The 20291-nt window shown below is 51.0% G+C and carries 27 protein-coding genes and 1 pseudogene; 25 read left to right on the plus strand and 3 right to left on the minus strand.

Annotated features, from left to right (window positions below; all coding sequences use genetic code 11):
* The 24 genes from L5656_RS06240 to fliY form a co-directional block, all read left to right on the plus strand.
* Nucleotides 1-779 (plus strand): flagellar hook-basal body complex protein (locus tag L5656_RS06240; RefSeq protein ID WP_297200611.1); only part of this gene is annotated, 779 nt, incomplete at its 5' end.
* Nucleotides 780-1066: 287 nt separating this feature from the next.
* A complete protein-coding gene (locus L5656_RS06245; protein WP_297200614.1) occupies nucleotides 1067-1276 on the plus strand; it encodes a flagellar FlbD family protein in 210 nt (69 codons plus the stop codon).
* A gap of 110 nt (nucleotides 1277-1386) precedes the next feature.
* Nucleotides 1387-1866: a flagellar basal body-associated FliL family protein gene (locus L5656_RS06250; protein ID WP_297200617.1), complete on the plus strand. Its 480-nt coding sequence runs from the start codon at nucleotides 1387-1389 to the stop codon at nucleotides 1864-1866.
* A gap of 11 nt (nucleotides 1867-1877) precedes the next feature.
* Nucleotides 1878-2249, plus strand: a complete 372-nt coding sequence (locus tag L5656_RS06255) for a FliM/FliN family flagellar motor switch protein (RefSeq protein ID WP_297200619.1) — start codon at nucleotides 1878-1880, stop codon at nucleotides 2247-2249.
* A 6-nt stretch (nucleotides 2250-2255) separates the two neighbouring features.
* Nucleotides 2256-2579 carry a flagellar biosynthetic protein FliO gene (fliO, locus tag L5656_RS06260; RefSeq protein WP_297200621.1) on the plus strand — a complete coding sequence of 108 codons (324 nt, stop codon included), beginning with the start codon at nucleotides 2256-2258 and terminating at the stop codon, nucleotides 2577-2579.
* Nucleotides 2576-3340, plus strand: coding sequence for a flagellar type III secretion system pore protein FliP (gene fliP, locus L5656_RS06265; protein WP_297200624.1), 765 nt, complete (start codon nucleotides 2576-2578; stop codon nucleotides 3338-3340). The genes fliO and fliP overlap by 4 nt, the downstream gene beginning before the upstream one ends.
* A gap of 24 nt (nucleotides 3341-3364) precedes the next feature.
* Nucleotides 3365-3634, plus strand: coding sequence for a flagellar biosynthesis protein FliQ (fliQ, locus tag L5656_RS06270; RefSeq protein ID WP_297200627.1), 270 nt, complete (start codon nucleotides 3365-3367; stop codon nucleotides 3632-3634).
* A 57-nt stretch (nucleotides 3635-3691) separates the two neighbouring features.
* Nucleotides 3692-4459, plus strand: coding sequence for a flagellar biosynthetic protein FliR (gene fliR, locus L5656_RS06275; RefSeq protein WP_297200629.1), 768 nt, complete (start codon nucleotides 3692-3694; stop codon nucleotides 4457-4459).
* Nucleotides 4460-4481: 22 nt separating this feature from the next.
* A complete protein-coding gene (gene flhB / locus L5656_RS06280; RefSeq protein ID WP_297200632.1) occupies nucleotides 4482-5552 on the plus strand; it encodes a flagellar biosynthesis protein FlhB in 1071 nt (356 codons plus the stop codon).
* A 17-nt stretch (nucleotides 5553-5569) separates the two neighbouring features.
* Nucleotides 5570-7627 (plus strand): flagellar biosynthesis protein FlhA, encoded by a 2058-nt coding sequence (gene flhA / locus L5656_RS06285; protein WP_297200633.1) that lies wholly within the window; start codon nucleotides 5570-5572, stop codon nucleotides 7625-7627.
* Nucleotides 7617-8675 (plus strand): flagellar biosynthesis protein FlhF, encoded by a 1059-nt coding sequence (flhF, locus tag L5656_RS06290; protein WP_297200636.1) that lies wholly within the window; start codon nucleotides 7617-7619, stop codon nucleotides 8673-8675. The genes flhA and flhF overlap by 11 nt, the downstream gene beginning before the upstream one ends.
* Nucleotides 8650-9537: a MinD/ParA family protein gene (locus L5656_RS06295; protein WP_297200639.1), complete on the plus strand. Its 888-nt coding sequence runs from the start codon at nucleotides 8650-8652 to the stop codon at nucleotides 9535-9537. Before flhF ends, L5656_RS06295 begins: the two co-directional genes overlap by 26 nt.
* Entirely contained in the window at nucleotides 9537-10193 is a 657-nt protein-coding gene (locus tag L5656_RS06300; RefSeq protein ID WP_297200641.1) for a flagellar brake protein, read from the plus strand. Before L5656_RS06295 ends, L5656_RS06300 begins: the two co-directional genes overlap by 1 nt.
* Before the next feature lie 6 nt (nucleotides 10194-10199).
* The gene (locus L5656_RS06305; protein ID WP_297200644.1) at nucleotides 10200-10958 is read left to right on the plus strand and encodes a FliA/WhiG family RNA polymerase sigma factor; all 759 of its coding nucleotides are present in this window, start codon (nucleotides 10200-10202) and stop codon (nucleotides 10956-10958) included.
* Nucleotides 10959-11007: 49 nt separating this feature from the next.
* Nucleotides 11008-11424 (plus strand): hypothetical protein, encoded by a 417-nt coding sequence (locus L5656_RS06310; RefSeq protein WP_297200647.1) that lies wholly within the window; start codon nucleotides 11008-11010, stop codon nucleotides 11422-11424.
* Between the two features lie 5 nt (nucleotides 11425-11429).
* A complete protein-coding gene (locus tag L5656_RS06315) occupies nucleotides 11430-11897 on the plus strand; it encodes a hypothetical protein (RefSeq protein ID WP_297200650.1) in 468 nt (155 codons plus the stop codon).
* 35 nt (nucleotides 11898-11932) lie between these two features.
* Nucleotides 11933-12697 (plus strand): flagellar hook-basal body protein, encoded by a 765-nt coding sequence (locus tag L5656_RS06320; protein WP_297200653.1) that lies wholly within the window; start codon nucleotides 11933-11935, stop codon nucleotides 12695-12697.
* A gap of 30 nt (nucleotides 12698-12727) precedes the next feature.
* Nucleotides 12728-13501 (plus strand): flagellar hook-basal body protein, encoded by a 774-nt coding sequence (locus tag L5656_RS06325; RefSeq protein ID WP_297200656.1) that lies wholly within the window; start codon nucleotides 12728-12730, stop codon nucleotides 13499-13501.
* 12 nt (nucleotides 13502-13513) lie between these two features.
* Nucleotides 13514-13999, plus strand: a complete 486-nt coding sequence (locus tag L5656_RS06330) for a chemotaxis protein CheD (RefSeq protein WP_297200659.1) — start codon at nucleotides 13514-13516, stop codon at nucleotides 13997-13999.
* Between the two features lie 42 nt (nucleotides 14000-14041).
* Nucleotides 14042-14842, plus strand: a complete 801-nt coding sequence (locus L5656_RS06335; RefSeq protein ID WP_297200663.1) for a CheR family methyltransferase — start codon at nucleotides 14042-14044, stop codon at nucleotides 14840-14842.
* Nucleotides 14821-15438 carry a chemotaxis protein CheC gene (locus L5656_RS06340; protein ID WP_297200666.1) on the plus strand — a complete coding sequence of 206 codons (618 nt, stop codon included), beginning with the start codon at nucleotides 14821-14823 and terminating at the stop codon, nucleotides 15436-15438. The genes L5656_RS06335 and L5656_RS06340 overlap by 22 nt, the downstream gene beginning before the upstream one ends.
* A 19-nt stretch (nucleotides 15439-15457) precedes the next feature.
* Complete coding sequence (locus tag L5656_RS06345) at nucleotides 15458-15823, plus strand: response regulator (protein WP_297200669.1); 366 nt, start codon at nucleotides 15458-15460, stop codon at nucleotides 15821-15823.
* 13 nt (nucleotides 15824-15836) lie between these two features.
* The gene (gene fliM, locus L5656_RS06350; protein WP_297200671.1) at nucleotides 15837-16811 is read left to right on the plus strand and encodes a flagellar motor switch protein FliM; all 975 of its coding nucleotides are present in this window, start codon (nucleotides 15837-15839) and stop codon (nucleotides 16809-16811) included.
* Entirely contained in the window at nucleotides 16812-17831 is a 1020-nt protein-coding gene (fliY, locus tag L5656_RS06355; protein ID WP_297200674.1) for a flagellar motor switch phosphatase FliY, read from the plus strand.
* A 41-nt stretch (nucleotides 17832-17872) separates the two neighbouring features.
* Here fliY and L5656_RS06360 read toward each other — a convergent pair whose 3' ends face one another.
* Both L5656_RS06360 and L5656_RS06365 read right to left on the minus strand, forming a co-directional pair.
* A complete protein-coding gene (locus tag L5656_RS06360; protein WP_297200677.1) occupies nucleotides 17873-18055 on the minus strand; it encodes a small, acid-soluble spore protein, alpha/beta type in 183 nt (60 codons plus the stop codon).
* Between the two features lie 106 nt (nucleotides 18056-18161).
* Entirely contained in the window at nucleotides 18162-18665 is a 504-nt protein-coding gene (locus L5656_RS06365; RefSeq protein WP_297200680.1) for a hypothetical protein, read from the minus strand.
* A gap of 142 nt (nucleotides 18666-18807) precedes the next feature.
* Here L5656_RS06365 and L5656_RS06370 point away from each other — a divergent pair, with 142 nt between their 5' ends.
* Nucleotides 18808-19944 (plus strand): geranylgeranyl reductase family protein, encoded by a 1137-nt coding sequence (locus L5656_RS06370; RefSeq protein ID WP_297200684.1) that lies wholly within the window; start codon nucleotides 18808-18810, stop codon nucleotides 19942-19944.
* Between the two features lie 125 nt (nucleotides 19945-20069).
* Here L5656_RS06370 and L5656_RS06375 read toward each other — a convergent pair.
* Nucleotides 20070-20291 (minus strand): annotated as a pseudogene (locus L5656_RS06375) (Na/Pi cotransporter family protein); the annotation flags it as partial.

The raw sequence follows: 20291 nt of genomic DNA on the forward strand, positions 1-20291 counted from the left end.
AGCGCAGCACCGTAACCTTTAAAGACGTTTTCTACCAGACCCTGCGGGGCGGTTCCCAAAATTCGGTAGACACGCAAAACACTGGACTTGGGGGAACAAACCCCCAGCAAATAGGTCTTGGTGTCACTTTAAACAGCATCGACGTCATCCATACCCAGGGCGCCGCTGCCTATACGGGTAACGGGACGGATTTGATGATTCAAGGGGATGGGTTTTTTGTAGTTACAGATGGAAACAATTACTTCTATACCCGCGCCGGTGCTTTTCATTTTGATGACCAGGGTTACCTAGTTAATGCTGATGGGATGCGAGTCCAGGCTCTGGATGATCAAGGCAATTTAGTAGACATAAAATTGGGTGTTGCAGGATCTGATACTTTTAGTGGTTTTAAGGGCTCGCCGTCGAACGGTGTTACCGACAGTTTTAGTATAGATAGCAAGGGGATTGTTCATATAGTGGTGGGAACAAACAAGTATGATTCGTATCCTTTGGCTATCGCTAAGTTTCCCAACCCTGCTGGCCTCGAAAAAATAGGTAGCAATCTATATAGTTGGGCCACTGCTGCCGGAGGAAGAGATACCAATGGTAATTTCACTTGTTATGGTACTGCAGACTCTTTTGGCACCACCATCATCCCTTCAGCTTTAGAGATGTCCAACGTGGAGCTGGCCCAGGAATTTACAGATATGATCATCACCCAGCGGGGTTTTCAGGCTAACGCCCGGACTATTACTACCTCTGATGAGATGCTCCAGGAGCTGGTAAACCTTAAACGTTAGGATCTTGGAAGGGCTTTTAAAACTTTAGACCATGCTACATCGGGTAAGTAGGGAGTTAAAAATAGAAGGTTAAAGTAGAGGGTAGAAAGGTAACGGGGTATCTTTTGAAGTCGCCTAGGAGCAGCTTAAAAGGATACCTTCTGAAAAAGGTTACAGGTAACAAAATGGCTTTTTAAGAAGTGTACGGCAGCAGTGTGTACACGGAGGCGTAGAGTAGCAGGCTGTCTCTAATATATTAGGATATAAAAGGCCGGGCTTAAGGCGGCGGGCTTTAAGAGGTGGGTTTTATGATTAAGGTGACTACCTTAGATAAAAGGGAGATAGCCATCAATGCGGAGCTTATCGAGAGGGTGGAAAGTGTACCGGAGACAGTCATCACCTTAACCAACGGGAAGAAAATCTTAGTTACCCAGTCTATGGATGAGATTATAGAGAAGGTGATGGCTTACCGGCGGAATATAGCCTGTTCTTGGTGGCGGCCGGAAGAGGGAAGGTAATCCCTGTAAAAGGATGGGGTTGAAGGCTGCCGAGTACATAGCGAAGGAAGCTAGAAAAACCCTGTGGGGAAAGTGCTGAGCACGCTTTAAAGGTGGGGAGAGGTGGCGAAGTGGCTGTAAGGATAAGGGATGAGCAACAAGGGGAGCCCCGGAAAGAGAAAAAAAAGAAGCCGTGGCTGACCATAGTGCTAGTTTTTCTGGTCCTTCTTCTCGGTAGCGGGTACGGTTACCTGTATTTTCAAGGGAGTTCTGTTAAAGTACCTGTTCCTACCCAGGAGAAAGCAACGCGTCCGGCTGAGGTGCGCAAGCTTACTCTAGAACCTTTTGTAGTAAACTTGGCGGACCCCGGGTTGCGACGGTACCTCCGGGTAAAGATCACGTTAGAATATTTCAGCCCTCATATGGAAGAGGAGCTTAACCAGAAGTTACACCGCATCCGGGATATCATTATAGCGGTTTTACGTAGCAAAAAGACCGAGGATCTGGGCCAGGAAGATGCGTTAAAAAGGGAGCTACTCGCAAAGATCAATGCGGAGCTGGATACAGGTCAGGTCAAAGCTGTTTATTTTGAAGAATTTATCATCCAGTGAGGTAAAAAGATATGACCTTGACAGATGAGGAGATCAAACAATTATTACAGGCCTTGGAGGAAAAGGACAATACACCTGAGATTAAAAAGGCGGTTTTTCACCAGCTTAAACCCGTAAGCGGGACTCCGCAAGGAGCAGGCCTGGATAAACTTTTGGATATCCCTTTAAGGCTTACGGCCGTATTGGGAAGGACGAAACTGCTGGTTAAGGAAGTTTTGGACCTTAAGGAAGACTCGGTGATTGTTCTTAATAAGCTGGTGGGTGAACCCGTGGAAGTGCTGGTTAATGGAAAGCCATTGGGGCAGGGTGAAGTTGTGGTCATTAACGAAGCCCTCGGGGTGCGCCTTAATACTCTGGCCGAAGCGCCCGAGGAGGGACGGTGAAAACCCGTGGACCGGGAGTTCCTCCTGGCCTTGCTCCGTCTTTTGCTTTTCTTCCCCTTAATTTTGGCAGGAGCTTATTTGACGGTGAAATATGGTCTGGGCCGGCTTAACCCCCATACGGTATCCAGTGGCCTTTTACAAATTGTGGCCCGTTTGCCGGTGAGCCCTAAAAGTTCGCTGGTGGTAGTACGCTGCGGGAGGCGGTATTTTCTCATAGGAGTAGGGGAGGGACCTCCAGTTCTCTTAACGGAGCTTATGGATTACGGGGAAAGTGAGATAGAGATATGGGAGGGCCGGGAAAACCTTTGGCCCCCGGGATTTAATCCATGAGAGCGAAGAGGCTTATGGGAATAGCTCTGGCGGCCGGGGTGGTGGCGGGAGCTGGATTGTTCTTAAGCTTAAGGCCTGCCCTGGCCCAGCCGCTGCCGGGTCTCGAACTAAGGCTTAGCATGACCGAAGAGCCCGGGCAAGTGGTGGGTACGTTAAGGCTTTTGCTCCTTCTAACCTTACTGGCCCTGGTTCCGGCTATTCTGCTGCTTACTACTTCCTTTACGAGGATCATTATTGTGCTTTCCTTTGTACGCAGCGCACTGGCCACCCAGCAGGTACCGCCCAATCAGGTTCTTATCGGCCTGGCTTTGTTTCTAACCTTTTTTACCATGGCTCCTGTATACAATGAAATCAAAACCCAAGCCTTGGACCCTTATCTAGCGGGGCAAATATCCCAAGAGGAGGCTTGGGACCGGGGCTCTAAGCCTTTAAGGGAGTTTATGTACCGGCAAACAAGGGAGAAGGACCTGGCTTTGTTTATCCGGATGGCGGGGCTGCCCGACCCCAGGACGCGGGAAGACGTGCCTTTATATGTTCTTATTCCGGCTTTTGTATTGAGTGAGTTGAAGACAGCTTTCCAGATGGGGTTTTTGATTTATATTCCGTTTTTGATTATCGATCTGGTGGTGGCGAGCACCCTCATGGCCATGGGGATGTTTATGGTGCCTCCCATTATGATATCGCTACCCTTTAAGTTGATGCTTTTTGTACTGGTGGACGGATGGTATCTGGTGGTGAAATCGCTTTTGGAAAGCTTCTAGTACTTTTAAGGGAAGGGGGCGGCCATGACGCAAGAATTTATCTTAGGATTGGCTCGGGAGGCCTTGACTACTGCCCTTCTCCTTGCGGCACCGGCTCTTCTTCTTAGCCTAGTGGTGGGAGTGGGGATCAGCATTTTTCAAGCAGCCACCCAGATCCAGGAACAGACCCTCACCTTTGTACCTAAAATTGTGGCAGTAATTTTGGCCTTCTTGCTTTTGGGCCGATGGATGCTCGGTATTCTTTTACAGTTTACCAGCCAGCTACTGGGTAATCTAGGTTCCTTTATCAGGTAAGGATTAAGGCCTTTACGGCTTCCTTGGGGTTTTTTACAGGGTTGGAAGGTGAAGTAGATGCTGAGCTACCTGGAGCGGGCGGAAATTTTCTTCTTGGTCTTGATACGCTTGACTGCCTTCTTTGTAATAGCTCCTGTTTTTTCTGCCCGCGGTGTACCGGTTCTTGCCCGGGTGGGATTAGCTGTATTATTTGCTTTTCTTCTTTTTCCTACGTTATCTACAGCACCTGTAGTTGCTTCCGGGATTGCCTATGCCTTGGGGGCTTTGAGGGAAGCTTTGGTCGGCCTTGCTCTTGGATATTTTGCCGCTCTTTTGCTTGTTACGGTTCAGGTTGGGGGCGAGCTGTTGGATGCGCATATGGGTTTGAGCATGGCCAATCTTTTGGATCCCCAGTACGGGATGCCGGTTAGTCTGTGGGGCCAGTTTTTTACCATTCTCGGGCTCTTACTGTTCCTGCAATTTGACGGCCATCATATAGTTCTTTTATCCTTGCGGGAGAGCTTTAAAATTCTTCCTCCGGGAAGTGCTCAATTTAGTGGTGCACTGGTCCAGGATGTAGTGCGGATTTGGGGAGATGTGATGCGCTGGAGTTTAGGTTTGGCCCTGCCAGTTATAGGCGTTTTACTCATAGCTGATATAGCTTTGAGCCTGGTAGCCCGTACAGTACCCCAGCTTAACGTTTTTATGTTGAGCTTTTCCATAAAGGTGGGGTTAGGTTTACTAGTAGTAATGCTAGCTTTACCTTTTTTCACGGTAGCCGTAAGCAATCTGCTGGGGCAGATGGAAAGGGACCTTGGCCTCATCTTGAGCCACTGGCCGCACTGAAAGGATTTAGGGGGCTAAAACCTTGAGGCTTATAGACCTTCAGCTTTTTGCCGAAGAGAAGACAGAAGAGGCTACTCCACACCGCCTGCAGGAAGTAAGGAAGAAAGGTCAGGCAGCCCGTAGCAATGACTTAAGCGCAAGTTTGGTATTACTAGCCCTTGTCCTCTTTATCTACTGGCAGAGGGAAAGCTTTTGGGCGGTCGCGTGGCGGCTGTTATCTACGTTTTTGGCGTTGCCGCGGAGGGAGCTCGACGCGGACAACCTTATCACCGTATTTTACCTTGGTCTGGCGGAAACCGGCCCGATATTACTGCTGCTTTTTGGAGTGGCAGCGGCTGCAGGGTTGGCAGCTAACTGGGCTCAAGTAGGGTTTATATTTTCCACTGACAATTTAGTACCCCGGTTAGAAAACCTTGATCCTGTAAAAGGTTTTCAAAGGCTTTTTTCCCGCCGGAGCCTTGTAGAACTGGCCAAGGGAGTAGCCAAGGTTATTGTTATTGGGGCAGTGGTTTGGCAGGTGGTAAGATCTGAATTTCAGAAGTTATTTCTGGCTCCGGAGATGGGCTTATTACAGGTGGCCGAGGAGACGGCAGGGATAGTTTTCGAGGCGGCCCTAAAGGCAGCAGTGGTCTATCTGGTTTTGGGCATCCTGGATTTTGTTTATCAGAGAAGGGAATTTTTACGATCTTTAAGGATGACTAAAGAGGAAGTTAAGGAAGAATTGAAGCAGACCGAAGGAGATCCGCTGGTACGCTCCCGCTTGCGAGAAAAGCAAAGGAAGTTGGCCCGTCACCGTATGATGCATGCCGTACCGGAGGCCACCGTGGTCATCACCAACCCGGTACATTTGGCCGTGGCTTTAAAGTACAGAGAAGAGGAGGGGGCCCCCCGAGTAGTGGCCAAAGGTGCAGGGAGCATAGCGTTCCGGATCGTGGAGGTGGCCCGGCAGCACGGGGTCCCTGTTGTGCAGAATCCCCCCGTGGCCCAGGCCCTTTACCGGAAGGTTGAAATAGGCGAAGAGATACCGGTGGAGTTATATCAGGCGGTGGCCGAAATCTTAGCCTATATCTACCGCATGCAGGGTCACTGGTAGTACTGGAGTGATAAGGTATGTTTGCTGCCTTACGCCGGCTTACCCCTTATAATGACCTGGTCATAGCGGGTTTGGTTTTGGCGGTAGTTCTTCTTATTGTGGTGCCGGTAAGCCCTGTAGTTTTGGACCTTTTACTTATTCTCAATTTGACGGTAAGCATGACCATCCTGCTTACCACCATGTTCACCGCCGAACCCTTGGATTTTTCGGTTTATCCTACCCTTCTTTTAGTGGTTACTTTGTTCCGGCTGGCTTTAAACATATCTTCTACAAGGCTGGTTTTAAGCCAGGCCTTTGCCGGCTACGTTATTCAGGCCTTCGGTGACTTTGTGGTGAGGGGCAACTATATTGTCGGCTTTATAATCTTCCTTATCATCACCGTAATCCAATTTGTGGTTATAACCCACGGGGCCCAGCGGGTGGCGGAAGTAGCGGCTCGGTTTACGCTGGACGCGCTACCGGGTAAGCAGATGAGCATCGATGCCGATCTAAACGCGGGGTTGATAACCGAGGAGGAGGCCAAGAGGCTCAGGCGCAGGCTCCAGCGGGAAGCCGATTTTTACGGGGCGATGGATGGAGCAAGCAAGTTCGTACGCGGCGATGCTATAGCCGGGTTAATAATTATTGTAATCAACATCCTGGGGGGTCTCGCCATAGGTACTTGGCAGCTTAAAATGTCGCTGGAACAGGCTCTGGATACTTATATCCGACTGACCATAGGGGATGGGTTGGTAACCCAGATACCGGCGTTGCTGGTTTCTACGGCCACCGGAATACTTGTAACCAGGTCCGGTGCCACGGCGGGATTTACCGGTGAGGTAGTAAGGCAGCTAACCGCCTTCCCCCGGGGACTAGGACTGGTGGCAGGTGTTCTGTTCTTACTGGGCCTGGTTCCAGGCTTGCCCAGCCTTCCCTTTTTTATCTTGGCCTCAGGTGTGGGCTATGCCGCCTATACCTTGGCCCGGGAAAAAAAGATGGAGGAAGCCCAGCGCAGGGATGTGGCTGCGCGATCTAAGTCAGAAAAAAGGCAGCCGGAAAATGTACTCGCCCTTTTTGAGGTGGACCCCCTGGAGATAGAGATTGGCTACGGGCTTATACCTTTGGCCGATGAAAGCGAGGGCGGCGATTTGCTGGACCGGCTGGCTGCGGTGCGGCGCCAGTGCGCTTTGGAACTTGGAATTTATGTAAAGCCCATCCGGATACGGGATAATCTCCAACTTGCCCCTAATGCTTATGTTTTTAAAATACGGGGAGTGGAAGCCGCGAGGGGAGAGCTCATGCCCGGGTACTTCCTGGCTATGAACCCTGCCGGGGAGGGCGAGGCGCCGGGCCTGCCCACTCGGGAGCCTGTATTTGGTCTTCCGGCCTGGTGGGTGACGCCCGCGGAACGTCAGGAAGCTGAGGCGAGGGGGTTTACGGTGGTGGACTGCACCACCGTTCTGGTTACGCACCTCATAGAATTTATTAAAGCCCATGCCCATGAGCTTTTGGGCCGCCAGGAAACGCGGGAGCTTCTCGATAAAGTAAAAGAGACCAGCCCCGCCGTGGTGGAGGAGCTGGTACCCAATCTTTTAAGCCTGGGAGAAGTTCAAAAGGTCCTCCAGAATCTCCTTAAGGAGCGGGTACCCATTAGGGACCTGACGACCATTTTGGAATCCTTGGCTGATGCGGCTAGAGTTAACAGGGACATAGATTTTCTTACCGAAGCAGCACGGCGCGGTCTTTACCGGGTTTTGAGTAAGTTGTATGCTCCGGAAGGAAAGCTTACGGCCATTACTTTGCACCCCAAGCTGGAGCAGGAGATCGCGGACTCGCTACAACCTACTCCCCAAGGCCAGTTTCCCGTTCTGGCTCCTGAAAGGAGCAAGCAAATCCTGGAAAAGATAGGACAAGCTGTAAGCAAGGCGGCATTAAAGGGGATACAGCCCTGTATCTTGTGTTCCGGGCGTATACGCTTGCCCTTAAGGCGTTTTCTCCAGCGCTCCCTGCCCCAGGTACCTGTCCTCTCCTACGGCGAGCTGGAGCCGGCTTTGGAAGTTGAGGCCCTCGAGGTGGTAAAGGCAAATGAAAATTAAGCGTTACCTTGTGAGTGACATGCAGGAGGCTTATATGGCTATCCGGAAAGAGTTAGGCCCCGAGGCAGTTATAATATCCACACGGCGGGTACGCCAGCCGGGTTGGAGGGGCCTTTTCCGGCCTCCTAAGTTAGAAGTTGTAGCGGCTGTGGAGGCAAAACCGGCTAGCATTGAGGTAAAAGGCGGAAGGCTGGAAGAGGAGATTGCCGAGATTAAAAAGAGCCTGGAAAAGCTGGTATCCGCTAACCGGGGGACCGGAGGTCCTCTGGGACATTATCGCCAGCTCATGTTGGCCCAGGATATGGGAGAAGAGCTGGTAGAGGAACTTCTAACAGGTTTGGATGAGGCGCTTAAGCCGGAGGTGATGGGTGAGGCCATACTGGCCCGACTGGCCCAACATTTATCTGCTCCTAAGGCTCCCAAGGGGCCGGAAGGGAAGATACGGGTTCTCGTGGGACCTACCGGGGTAGGTAAGACCACCACTTTAGCCAAACTGGCAGCCAAGTTTAGCCTGTACCGCCGCCAGCAGGTGGGGCTTATAACCTTGGATACGTACCGTATAGGCGCGGTGGAACAATTACGCACTTACGCCGATATAATGGGCCTGCCGTTGGAGGTGGCGATGACACCCCAGGAGCTTAAAGGTGCGGTAAACAAGTTGGGACATTGTGACGTTATTCTTATCGATACCGCGGGACGCCCTCCGGATAACAGGGCCCAGCTGGCCGAGATCGCCGGGTTTTTGGCTGCTATCCGCCCCGTGGAGGTGTATTTGGTCTTAAGTGGGACTACTCGTAGCAAGGACTTGCTGAAGGCTGTGGAGGGATACCGGCACTTGGAACTCGATTACTTTATCTTTACAAAATTAGACGAGACTACCTGCCCCGGGGTTATAGCGAGGATGGTCCAGGCTACCGGCATACCCGTGGCCTATATCACTACTGGCCAGAACGTACCCGATGACCTGGAAGAAGCCGACCCCTATTCCTTAGCCCAGCTTATCTGGAAAGCGGTGACGGCTAATGGATCAGGCAGCACGCCTGCGTGAACTGGTCGCGGAGCGGAGGGAAGGGGTGGGCCGGGTTATCGCGGTAGCCAGCGGCAAGGGCGGGGTGGGCAAGACCAGTATTGCGGTGAATTTGAGCCTGGCCTTGGCTAAGAAACACCAGCAGGTTATGCTCTTGGATGCCGACCTGGGGATGGCTAATGTAGATATTCTTTTTGGACTGGTACCCCGCTGGGATTTGACGCAGGTGATCAAGGGAGAAAGGCAGCTTAAGGAGATTATAATGCCAGGGCCGGAGGGGGTCTTGCTTATCCCGGGGGGTTCAGGAGTACGAGAACTCGCTGATCTTTCCCTCGAGCAACAGGAAAGCTTGCTCCAAAGCTTAAGGGAAGTGACATCCGGAATGGACTTTTTGCTGGTAGATACGAGCGCGGGTATATCCAGGCAGGTCTTAACCTTTGTAGCCGCGGCAGGAGAGGGTATAGTGGTCACCACCCCAGAACCTACGGCCCTGACGGATGCCTACGGACTGATAAAGGGGTTGTCACGGCTTAAAGTTAAGCTGCACCTCGTGGTTAACCGCGCAGTTAACTTGAGGGAGGGTCGGGAGGCGGCGGAAAGGTTGCAAGCAGTGGCGGAACGGTTTTTATCCTTCAAGTTAAGTTTTCTCGGGGTCATACCCGAAGATAAAGCTGTGAGTTTAGCTGTGCGGGCGCAGAAGCCTTTGCTCCTTTATTACCCTGCTTCGGCAGCGGCAAGGGCCATAGAGGAATTGGCCGAACGCCTTTTGGGGCTACCGGTAAACGGCCGGGGTGGGACCGTTTTTTTCCAGCGGCTGTACTCGCTTTTAAGGAGCCGGGCAGGGCTTGCAAGGGTTAGCTTAGGTAGGGAGATAAATACCTGATGAATAAACCCCAGCTACTTCAGGTGAACCGGAGCGTAGTGGTCAAACCTCTTCGGGGTGGCAAGCCCTTCCGGACGGTCATCCAGGAAGTTAACCGGGATGGCTTTGCAGTGCTGGGAGATCCGGAGGCAGGTACAGCTTTACGGGTGGGAGAAACGGTCAAAATGGAGGTTATGGCCCCCGATGCCCGGTACGAGTTTAAGAGTACCTTGGAGCGCGTAGTCACTGAGCCCCTCTACCTTTATTACTTCAGTCTACCTGAAGAGGTAAAACGGGTACAGGAAAGGAAGTTCGTGAGGGCCAAAGTTGTGTTAGAAATAGGGTATGCTGTGGGGACCGAAGGGACAGACCCGGCTAGCCCGCCCGAGCTTTATAAAAAAGCATATACTGTGGATTTAAGCGGTGGCGGTGCCCAGCTTATTTTAAAGGAAAAACTGGAGGTAAATAGCATTTTATGGCTAAGGCTTCCTCTGCCGGACGGGAGAGAACCTCTGGTGGTAAAGGGGCGGGTAAAAAGGGTGGAGTCTAAGGTTGTGGATGGACTCCGACGATATGAGGTCGGCCTGGCCTTCGAGGGGTTGTCGGAAAGGGATGTGGACAGGATCATGAGGTTTGTTTTCCAGCGCCTTTTAAAAGAAAGATGGCAAGAGGGGTAAGGGATTATGGCGGTTAGCAATCCGGACCTGTGGCAATCTTTTACCAGTAGCAGGGGAGAAAAGGTGCGGCAGGAGATCGCCCTTAAATATTTGCCTTTGGTTAAATACATCGTAGGGCGGCTGGCCGTAAAGCCTCCTCCCTCCCTTGACCAGGAAGACCTTTTGGGCTACGGGATAATAGGCCTGCTCGAAGCTATAGACCGCTACGATCCCTCCCGAGGGGTGAGTTTTGAAGCCTTTGCCGCCCGCAGGATCCGCGGTGCGGTTTTGGACGCCTTAAGACGGGCCCACTGGGCGCCGCGCACGTTGATAGAGAAATTGAAGCAGATTAGCGCTGTGTACAGGCGGCTGGAACAGGAGCGAGGAGTCGAGCCCAGGGACGAAGAGGTAGCAGCGGCAGCGGGGTTAGAAGTTAGTGAGCTACAGGACCTCCTGGAAAGGGGGGCCCAGATGGCCGTGATTTCTTTGGAGGAGTTCCTTTTGAATGAAGAGAGGGAGGAGACTGTACGTAGAGGAGAGCTGTTAGCCGATACCCAGAGCCCGGGACCGGACCAGCGCTTGGAACAAGAAGAACTGCGACGAGCATTAAGGGAGGCCCTTCAGAGTTTAAATGAGAGAGACCGGTTGATCCTAACCCTTTATTATCACGAAGGGCTGACCTTAAAGGAGATAGGGGAAGTGTTAAGAATATCGGAATCCAGAGCTTGCCAACTCCATGGCCGTGCCTTGCTTAACCTTCGCAATAAGCTTGCCGATTACCTGTAAGGAGGGGAAAATTACGGGGTACTTACTTTTATTTCTCGGAATCGTAATTGTGCTAATATGCTGGCCTTCAGCCTATAAAGAACTACGATTTTCTGCTAGAGAAAGATCAGAAAAGAAGCCGAAATCGTACGGTGAAAAGGGAAACCGTGAGGGGGTGTTTTCACCTCCTTTAGAAGTCAGGGCGGAAGCGGGTTCCGCGCGAGAGGTAGGGATGAAAGAGGAGCTTGAAAAGGCTTCTTTTCAAGAGCACTTGGGCAAGGCTTTAAAGGAGTTTAGAGCTCCCGCAGTGCCCGAAGGGATGTCCTCACCTGAAGTGGTGTGTAGGCAATGTTACCGGGATCACGAAATAGAAGCTATAACGAAAGCCTGGGAAGCAGGGGAAAGCTTGGAAAGTATAGCTAAGAGGTTTGACAAGGGAAAGGGGGAAATAGAATTAATCTTACGTTTATGGCGTCTAAAGGGTTAAAGAGGTTGCCGGGGCAGTGGGCTCTTTTGGGTTTAGGCATAGGGTTGGGCTTTCTTCTGGCAGGTCTTTTACTCATTTCAGTACCCAATGAGCCTAGCCGGGAAGAAATTGTAAGCCGCGCCCGGGAATATGGTATGGTTTTCCGGGAAGAAGTGGTACCGTTTGACCTTAAATCCCCCAGTGCAAGTGATGTGGCCCCTGATACAGCTTCGGCGGATAAGCCCGGCCAGCCCGGAGATCGAGGCAATTCGACCCAGCATTTACCTCAAGATCACGAAGAGGTCTTGGTAACTATACCTCCAGGTGCTACTTTAGAGGAAATTGCTTCCCTTTTAGAAAAACAGGGGGTAGTTTCCGGAGCTTTGCTGGAAGCTGAGGCACGTAGAGCAGGTGTGATAGGGAAACTAAAGGCTGGATCTTACTATTTGCCCCGCGGAGATGTGACAGAGATCCTCAAGCGCTTAACAGAATAAGAGACTTAGTACTTAGAATTGAGGAGGTGTAAGGTTTGATTAGAGGACTTTACCTTGCCGCCACCGGAATGGTGGTCCAGCAGCTTAGACAGGAGACGATAAGCCACAATTTGGCCAATGCTACTACGACAGGCTATAAAGCAGCTTATGTTTCCCAGCGCAGCTTTCCGGAATTTCTCCTCATGCGCTTGGAAGGACGGCGCTTCCCGGAAGCAGTAGGCGCTTTTAGTCCGGGGGTTATGACGGAGCCGGTGGAGGTAGATTTTTCTCCGGGGCCCTTAGAGGAGACGGGCCGGCTTACAGACCTGGCTTTAGTGGATAGACCCGGACGACCTCCTTCCTTTTTTGCTGTAGAGGTTGGAGGTGAAATCCGCTACACGCGTAACGGACATTTCAGAGTGGGACCTACAGGGTATCTGGAGACGGTGGAAGGGTATCCCGTACTAGGTGAAACAGGGCCTTTACAAGTGGGAGAGGGCAGGTGGCAGGTGGATAGCACCGGGCGGGTGTGGGTAGAGCAACAAGAGGTGGGTCGTCTTCTTATAGTGAGCTTCGGTCAACCACAGGCTTTGCAGAGGTTGGAAGATAACTTATTTGCTGCGACCGCTGAAGCAATGCCCCAGGAAGCAACAGATGTAGAAATAAGGCAGGGTTTCTTAGAAAAATCCAACCTCGATACGGTGCGTGAGATCGTAGATATGCTGGGCGCTTTACGGGCCTATGAAGCCGGGCAAAAGATTATTCAGGTCCAGGATGAACTTTTAGGGAAGGCGGTAAACGAGTTGGGTTCCGTACGTTAGTCTTTTTACATGAGGAGGAAGGTTAATTCTATGTTACAGGCTTTACGGAATAGCGCAAGCGGCATGGCAGCTAAGGTTTTACATATCGATCTTTTGGCCCACGATTTGGCCAACGTAAATACCACAGCATATAAAAAGACCGTTGCCTCCTTTTCTGACCTGGTCTACCGGCCTGTTACCGAGCGCGGCATGCCGGTAAACCGTACGTTACCGCCGGCCATAGGAGCTGGTGTGCGGCTTGAGGAGGCGGCTAAGGATTTTTCGCCTGGCCCCTTAATAGCTACGGGCAATTCGCTACATGTTGCCGTCCAGGGGAAAGGCTTCCTAGGGATACAGGGTCCTAATGGTGAGACCTGCCTTACCCGGGACGGAAGTTTCCGCCTGAATGAAAGGGGCGAGGTAGTTCACAGCTCGGGTTACCTGTTGCTCCCCAGGGTTACCGTGCCCGAAGGATATAACTTTCCCCGCTTTACCCCTGACGGCCGACTGGTAGCTTTAGCTCCAAACGGGAAGGAGGAGATTTTAGGTCAAATAGAAGTATATCTTGTACCTAATCCCAGCGGTCTGGAGGCTGTTGGCAACAATCTCTTCCGGGCTACACCGGCAAGCGGTGATCCCCGGCCTGCCCTTCCGGGGCCGGGAACGGAGGTAAACCTCCTTGTAGGTTATCTGGAGGCCAGCAATGTAGATGTGGCCGAGACCCTTGTACACATGCTCCTTGCCCAGCGGGTGTATGAAATGAATGCCCGCGCTGCTAGAACGGCTGATGAAATGTGGGGAATAGCTAACAATTTGCGGCGGTAGGAGCTTGTAGCTGTGGAGGATATCAAGGTTGGTATAGGAGAATGGAAGATAGCGCGGGAGCCTCAGAGGCTTATAACCTTAGGATTGGGTTCTTGTGTCGGAGTGGCCCTTTATGACCGGAGGGCAGCCATAGGCGGTTTGGCTCATGTAATGCTGCCCGACAGCAAACAGTTTGCGGAGATAACCAACCGGGCCAAATTCGCCGATCTAGCCATACCTGATCTCGTAGAGGAGATGCTGAGGTGGGGAGCTAGAAGAGAAAATATTATAGCCAAAATAGCCGGAGGCGCCCGGATGTTTTCCTCGGCCGACCATCGTCTAACCACTTTGAATATTGGTGAGCGCAACGCAGCCATGGTGCTCAAGGTTTTAGAGACCTTAAAGATACCTGTAGTAGGCCAGGATACAGGGGGTAACTACGGAAGGACCATGATCTTGGATACAGCCAGTGGTAAAGTCTTTATCCGTACTTTAGGACGGCCTTTAAGGGAGATTTGACGGCTTTAAGACAATCTTAGAGGATAACTTAAGAGGTGGGTCATGGATTTTAAGGAATTTAAACAAAGGATATACCGCCGTTTTGGCCTTTATTTAGATGGTTATAAGGAACCCCAGCTTAAGCGGCGTATTGAAAGCCTGATGTTTAGCCTTAATGTACAAAGCTACCAGGAATATTGGGAGCTTCTTAACCGGGACCCGAACCAATGGCGTAAGTTTGTAGATAAAATTACCATAAACGTTTCGGAGTTTTTCCGGAACCCGGAGTTATTCCAGAGGCTAGAGCAAGAGATATTGCCCGGGCTGTTAAAAAGGAAGCAGGTACTCAAAGTCTGGAGCGCAGCTTGCGCTGACGGACCGGAACCCTATTCAGTGGCCATAATCCTTAAAGAGTTAACCCCTAAAGTAAGGCACAGGATCGAAGCAACCGATGTAGATTTAGGAGCCTTGGAGGCAGCCCAAAGGGGTATTTATCCCCGGAGGGCGGTGCAGTCTGTAACTCCGGAGCGGCTTAAGCGTTATTTTAGGCAGGAAGGAGAATATTTCCACCTTGTTCCGGAGATTAAGGAGCTCGTTACCTTTAAGCGGCATGATCTTTTAAGCGATCCTTACGGCCGGGATTATGACCTTATAGTCTGCCGCAATGTAGCCATATACTTTACCTCTGAGGTACAGGACCAGCTTTACCGCAAATTCTACAATTCTTTGGCTCCAGGAGGGGTGCTTTTCATAGGGGCTACGGAAAATATCTTCCAGTACCGGGAAATAGGTTTTGAGAAACTGGCACCGTGGTTTTACCGGCGCCCAGAGGAGGTGAAGAAGTGGGGTTTTGGGAGCAGCTAAATGCCTTTCACCTGGATGTATTAAGGGAAATTGGTAACATTGGAGCCGGTAATGCGGCTACAGCTTTAGCGGCCATGCTAAATCAGCGGATAAATATGAGCGTTCCCCGGGCCGGAGTACTGCCTTTAAAGGAAATACCGAACCTGATCGGGCAAGAAGAGGACCCGGTAGCCTGTGTGGAATTCGGAGTTACCGGAAGGGCGCCAGGGAAGATCATGTTCCTTCTGACGCAGGAGAGCGCCTTTTTTCTGATAGACTTTTTGTTGGGGCAGCCCTTAGGGACTACCCGAAGGCTGGATGATATGGGGATATCCGTTCTAACAGAGGTAGGCAACATCTTAAGCGGTTCTTTTTTGACAGCCTTTGCCGAGTTTTGCAAGTTGGAGTTTATTCCTTCGGTTCCCGCCTTTGCTTTTGATATGTTGGGAGCGGTGTTAAGTTCGGCTTTCCTTGAAGGGGGATATTTTGCGGACCAGGCCTTAGTTGTAGAAACCCAGTTTTATAGTCCGGAAACGCAAATCAGCGGGTATTTTTTCCTGATACCCGAAGAGAATGCTCTTGGTGTTATAATGGAATCTTTAGGAATGAAGATATGATACGGAGGAGGAGCGGGTCATGGGCAAGAGGGTTTTAGTGGTGGATGATGCAGCTTTTATGCGCATGATGATCAAGGATATCCTCACTAAGAACGGGTATGAAATAGCCGGGGAAGCCGAAAACGGCCAAAAAGCAGTAGAACTTTACCAGCAGCTTAAGCCGGATGTGGTGACCATGGATATTACTATGCCGGAGATGGACGGCATTGCTGCGGTTAAGGCGATAAAGAAGATCGACCCTGATGCCAAGATTATCATGTGTAGCGCTATGGGGCAGCAGCTCATGGTAATGGAGGCTATTCAAGCCGGGGCAAAGGATTTTATTGTGAAGCCTTTCCAGCAGGAGCGCGTACTCCAAGCTTTGCAGAAGGTCTTGGGGCAGTAAAGGGGGCTTATTTATGTCGGAGATATTGTCCCAAGAGGAGATAGATGCCCTGCTTGCTGCTTTAAGCGCAGGGGAGGTTAAACCGGAAGAGATACGGGAAGAAGGACAAAAATTAAAAGCTAAAAAATATGATTTTCGCCGGCCCAACAAGCTTTCCAAGGAACATTTGCGCACCCTTTATATGATCCACGAAAATTACGGGCGGCTGGTGGCCAACTTTCTTTCTGCTTATCTTAGAGCTAACATACAGATAAAAATTGTTTCTGTGGAGCAAATGACCTATGAAGATTTTATCGTTTCCTTACCTGCCCCTACCTTGCTTACCCTTTTTACTCTGGAGCCCTTAAAAGGGACGGCCATCCTGGAGACCAACTTGGCTTTTGTGTTTCCCGTCATTGATCTTCTTTTTGGAGGCCGGGGTGAGATGAGCCCGCGTACCAGAGAGCTTACGGCCATCGAGCGCCATGTGTTGAGGAGGTTGAACGGCCGTCTTTTAGAACAATTGACCTACGTATGGAGCGATGTGTATCCCGTGACGCCCAAGCTAGAATCTATGGAGACCAATCCCCAGTTTGTTCAGGTCGTATCTCCCAATGAGATAGTAGCGGTAGTTACCCTGGCTACGACCATAGGTGAGACCGAAGGACTCATGAATATTTGTTTGCCATATATGATGCTCGAGCCAGTCATTTCTAGGCTGTCTGCTACCCAGTGGTTCGCCGGGGCTGCGGAAAAAGAGGAGAAGTTGGAGTGGCGGGAAAGCATGGCTAAGATTTTGGCACCGGTTCCGGTAGAGGTGGTAGCCTATTGCGGCCGGGCCAAGCTTAAAGTACGGGATTTCTTGCAGCTCCAGGTGGGCGACGTGATAACTTTAGATTCTGTATTAGGTCAAGACCTTGAACTGTACGTAGATGGTCTTCCTAAATTTAAAGTTCAGCCTGGGCTTTCGGGCAAGAAAAGGGCTGTACAGATAATGGAGGTAATATAGATGTCGGAGTTTTTGTCCCAGGAAGAAATCGATGCCCTGCTTAGAGGAGAGTTGCCGGGTTCGGGTCCAGCCCAAGACCTTACAGCAGAAGAAAAGGATACTCTGGGCGAGATCGGAAACATCTCCATGGGTAGCGCTGCTACCGTATTATCCCAGATTTTAAACCGGAAGGTTTTGATCACTACTCCTTCTATAAGGGTGGCCACGCCTGAGGAGCTTTTTGCTTCCTTTCAAATCCCTTATGTAATAGTAGAGGTGAACTTTACCGAAGGACTAGAGGGTTCCAACCTGCTTATTTTAAAAGTGCGAGATGCGGTCGTGATAGCCAACTTGATGATGGGAGGCAGCGGCCAGGTAGATAAAGAACAGTTGGACGAGATAGAGACGAGCGCCTTAGGTGAGGCTATGAACCAGATGATGGGTTCGGCGGCTACCTCCATGTCGACAATTTTTAACCGGGGAGTTAAAATTTCGCCGCCACGGGTGGTTTCTATAGGCTTTCCCCAGGAATCCTTTACTTCCCCTTGGCCTCCGAACGAGCCCATAGTGGTAGTTTCCTTTAAGATGGAAATTGTTGGCCTTCTGCAGAGTGAGATTATGCAGGTTATGCCCGTGGAAGTGGCGAAACAGGAGGTGGAGATGCTTTTAGGTACTGCGGTTCCTGCTGAAGATAATACCACTGCCCCTAAGGCGTCTCCGCCGCCAGAGACTATACAACCTGCTCCCCAGCGTCCCCCTCAAGTTTTTGGAAATACACCCCGGAACCTAGAACTTATCCTCGATGTTCCTTTGGATATAGAGGTGGTTTTGGGCAGTACCACCAAGTCTATTAAGGAAATCTTGAGTTTGGGGCCGGGGAGCATAGTAGAGCTGGATAAGATGGCGGATGAGCCTGTGGAGATTTTGGTCAACGGAACCCTTATCGCCTGGGGTGAGGTCGTGGTGGTTAACGAAAATTTTGGGGTCCGGATCACTAATATCTTGGATCCCTATGAAAGGATTAATCACTTACGGAAGTAAAAATTTACCGGGGCCTTTCGACCCCGGTGCAGGTGGGCAGCTTAAAAAGGCTTAGTTTTGGCCAAAGCCTGTTCGGCTTTTTCTATGGCCAGCCGCACCAGGTTGCCGCACTGCCGGGATGGTACACCCCCCCAGCCTTCGGTGGCAACGATGTCGTATACGCCGAGCTCCTTAGCTAATTCATATTTAAGAGCCTCGGACATAACTTGGCGCCTTCTAGCCATATTATTTTAGCCTCCTTTAGCGCACCTTAAGCTGCACCACCTCTGTACATAAAGTACCCTTAGACATGGAGGTTAATACGCGGGTATTACTGGGTTATTTTCAGACTTATCCATGGGTACGTACGTTGTCTGCGCCGTGGTTTTTTAAGATATTGGCGGCTTGTTCGGCGCGATCTGCGCTACAGCGTACAGATACGAGTATCTTTCCTTGTTTTACATCTTCCTCATACCGCCGACCCTCTGCTTCCGGGATACCCCAATCCAGGAGACCTCCGGCTAAGCCTCCCGTGGTGGCACCGGAGAGCAGCCCGGCTATGGGGCCGGCAGCGACCAAGGGGCCTAAACCCGGTATTACTAAGGCACCAGCACCGGCAGCAAGGCCCAGGAGGCCTCCTAACACGCCTCCGGTGGTGACGCCTTCAGCTATACCGGCGTCGCCGCCCATACCCATGGTGAGCGTACCTTCATTGCCTTCTCCTCCACCTTCTCCCCGCCCTCTATCCTTGGCGAGAATAGATATTTCTTTATCAAAGCCCGCACGGCGCAGGTCGTCTACCGCCTCTTTGGCTACCCGTTCGTTGCTGAACACCCCTATTACTGTTTTAACCACCTTTTTCGCCTCCTTAAGTTTACTATATCTGTGATTTTTGTTCTAACAGGTTTATTATTTTCCTTTGGGACTTAGGCTATACAAATGGATAAAAATGTCTATTCTTTTTAGGTAGGAAAAGGTTGAAAAGAGGGTGAGCCTTTTGAGTTTCGATGTTGTAGTGTGTGGTGCAGGGCCCGCGGGTTCTACGGCAGCGAGGGAGCTTGCGCAGGCAGGTCTGAAGGTTTTACTTTGTGAAAAGGATAAACTACCCCGATATAAGCCTTGTGGGGGCGGGTTGACTAAGAAGGTATGGGGGGAACTTCCACCAGGATGGGAGAGTTTAGTGGAAGATGCCGCCCATCGGGTAATTTTTTACCATAGGGAGAAGCAACCTTTGGAAGTTACTTTTGAGGCTCCGGTAGTTAAATTAATCATGCGAGACCGCCTGGACCTCTTCCTGGTGGAAAAGGCTTGTGCGGCTGGGGCTGAAGTACGGGATGGGTTTAAGATAGAAAGGGTGGTGGAAGAAGGGGGGAAGGTGAAAGTATATGCCGGACGGGAAAGTTTTGTAGCCCGCGTTATAATCGGTGCCGACGGAGCCCGAAGCCTTGTAGCCCGTCAGCTTCCCTTCCGCCCGTCCCGGGCTTTAGGTGTGGCCCTAGAGTGTGAATTACCCGTACCTCACGGGGTGCTGGATAAATACCGGCAATCTCTGGTGTTAAGCTACGGAAACATCCGGGGAGGCTACGCTTGGATTTTTCCTAAGGCTAGCCATCTTTCGGTAGGTATAGGTTCTTTTGACCGGAAGGTACAGGATCTTAAGTCTCTTTTTTATAGGTTTTGCCGGAACATGGACCTGCCTTTAACATCCGGGATGCGCTACCGGGGGGCCATCCTTCCCTCTGTTATTCCTGGAGAGGTCTCTTTAAATACCAGCAACGGATTGTTAGTGGGTGATGCAGCCGGCTTGGTGGACCCTTTTTCCGGCGAGGGCCTTTACTACGCTTTAAGAAGCGGCCGGCTGGCGGCAGTTACGGTCCTTTCTTTTTGTGAAGGGAAAGGGGGTCTAAAGGAATACTCAGAAGCCATAGCTTCTCAATTACTTCCGCACTTTTACCACGCCCATCGCATAGCCAAAGTAGTTTATGCCTTTACTCCTTTAGTGCACCGTTTGGTGCTGGCTAACAAGGAGCTGGCCAGAAGGCTGGTGGAGGTACTCTGTGGGGAGAGGACTTATCCTGAGTTGTGGGAATATCTTTACGCCAGGTACCAGATTTTTCGGAGGACCCTACCTTGAAGACGGTTTTACTGTTAACTAGTGACCGGGAGACGGGCCCGGCCTGTCTATTAGGGAATAACAGGGATTACTTCGGATGAGAGTAAGAAGCTTGAGAGGTAGAAGGCTATTTTGACTGGTAAGTATTAGTCGGGGATGAGCCAGGTGAAAAAGGCGCTTAAAGGCTTAAGGAGGCTCAGCGCAACGAGGGAGGACAAAAGATTAAACAGGGTGTGGAAGTGGGCCACCTGCCGGGCCGGGTTGGGAGAGGTAAAGGAAAGTAAAGGTGCTATGGTATATAAAAAGGGTAAAATTAGCAAAGCACCTCCGATATTGATTAAGAGGTTGGCCAAGGCTGTACGCTGGGC

The organism is Thermanaeromonas sp. (assembly GCF_021890735.1).
Taxonomy (GTDB): Bacteria; Bacillota; DSM-521; order Neomoorellales; family Neomoorellaceae; genus Thermanaeromonas.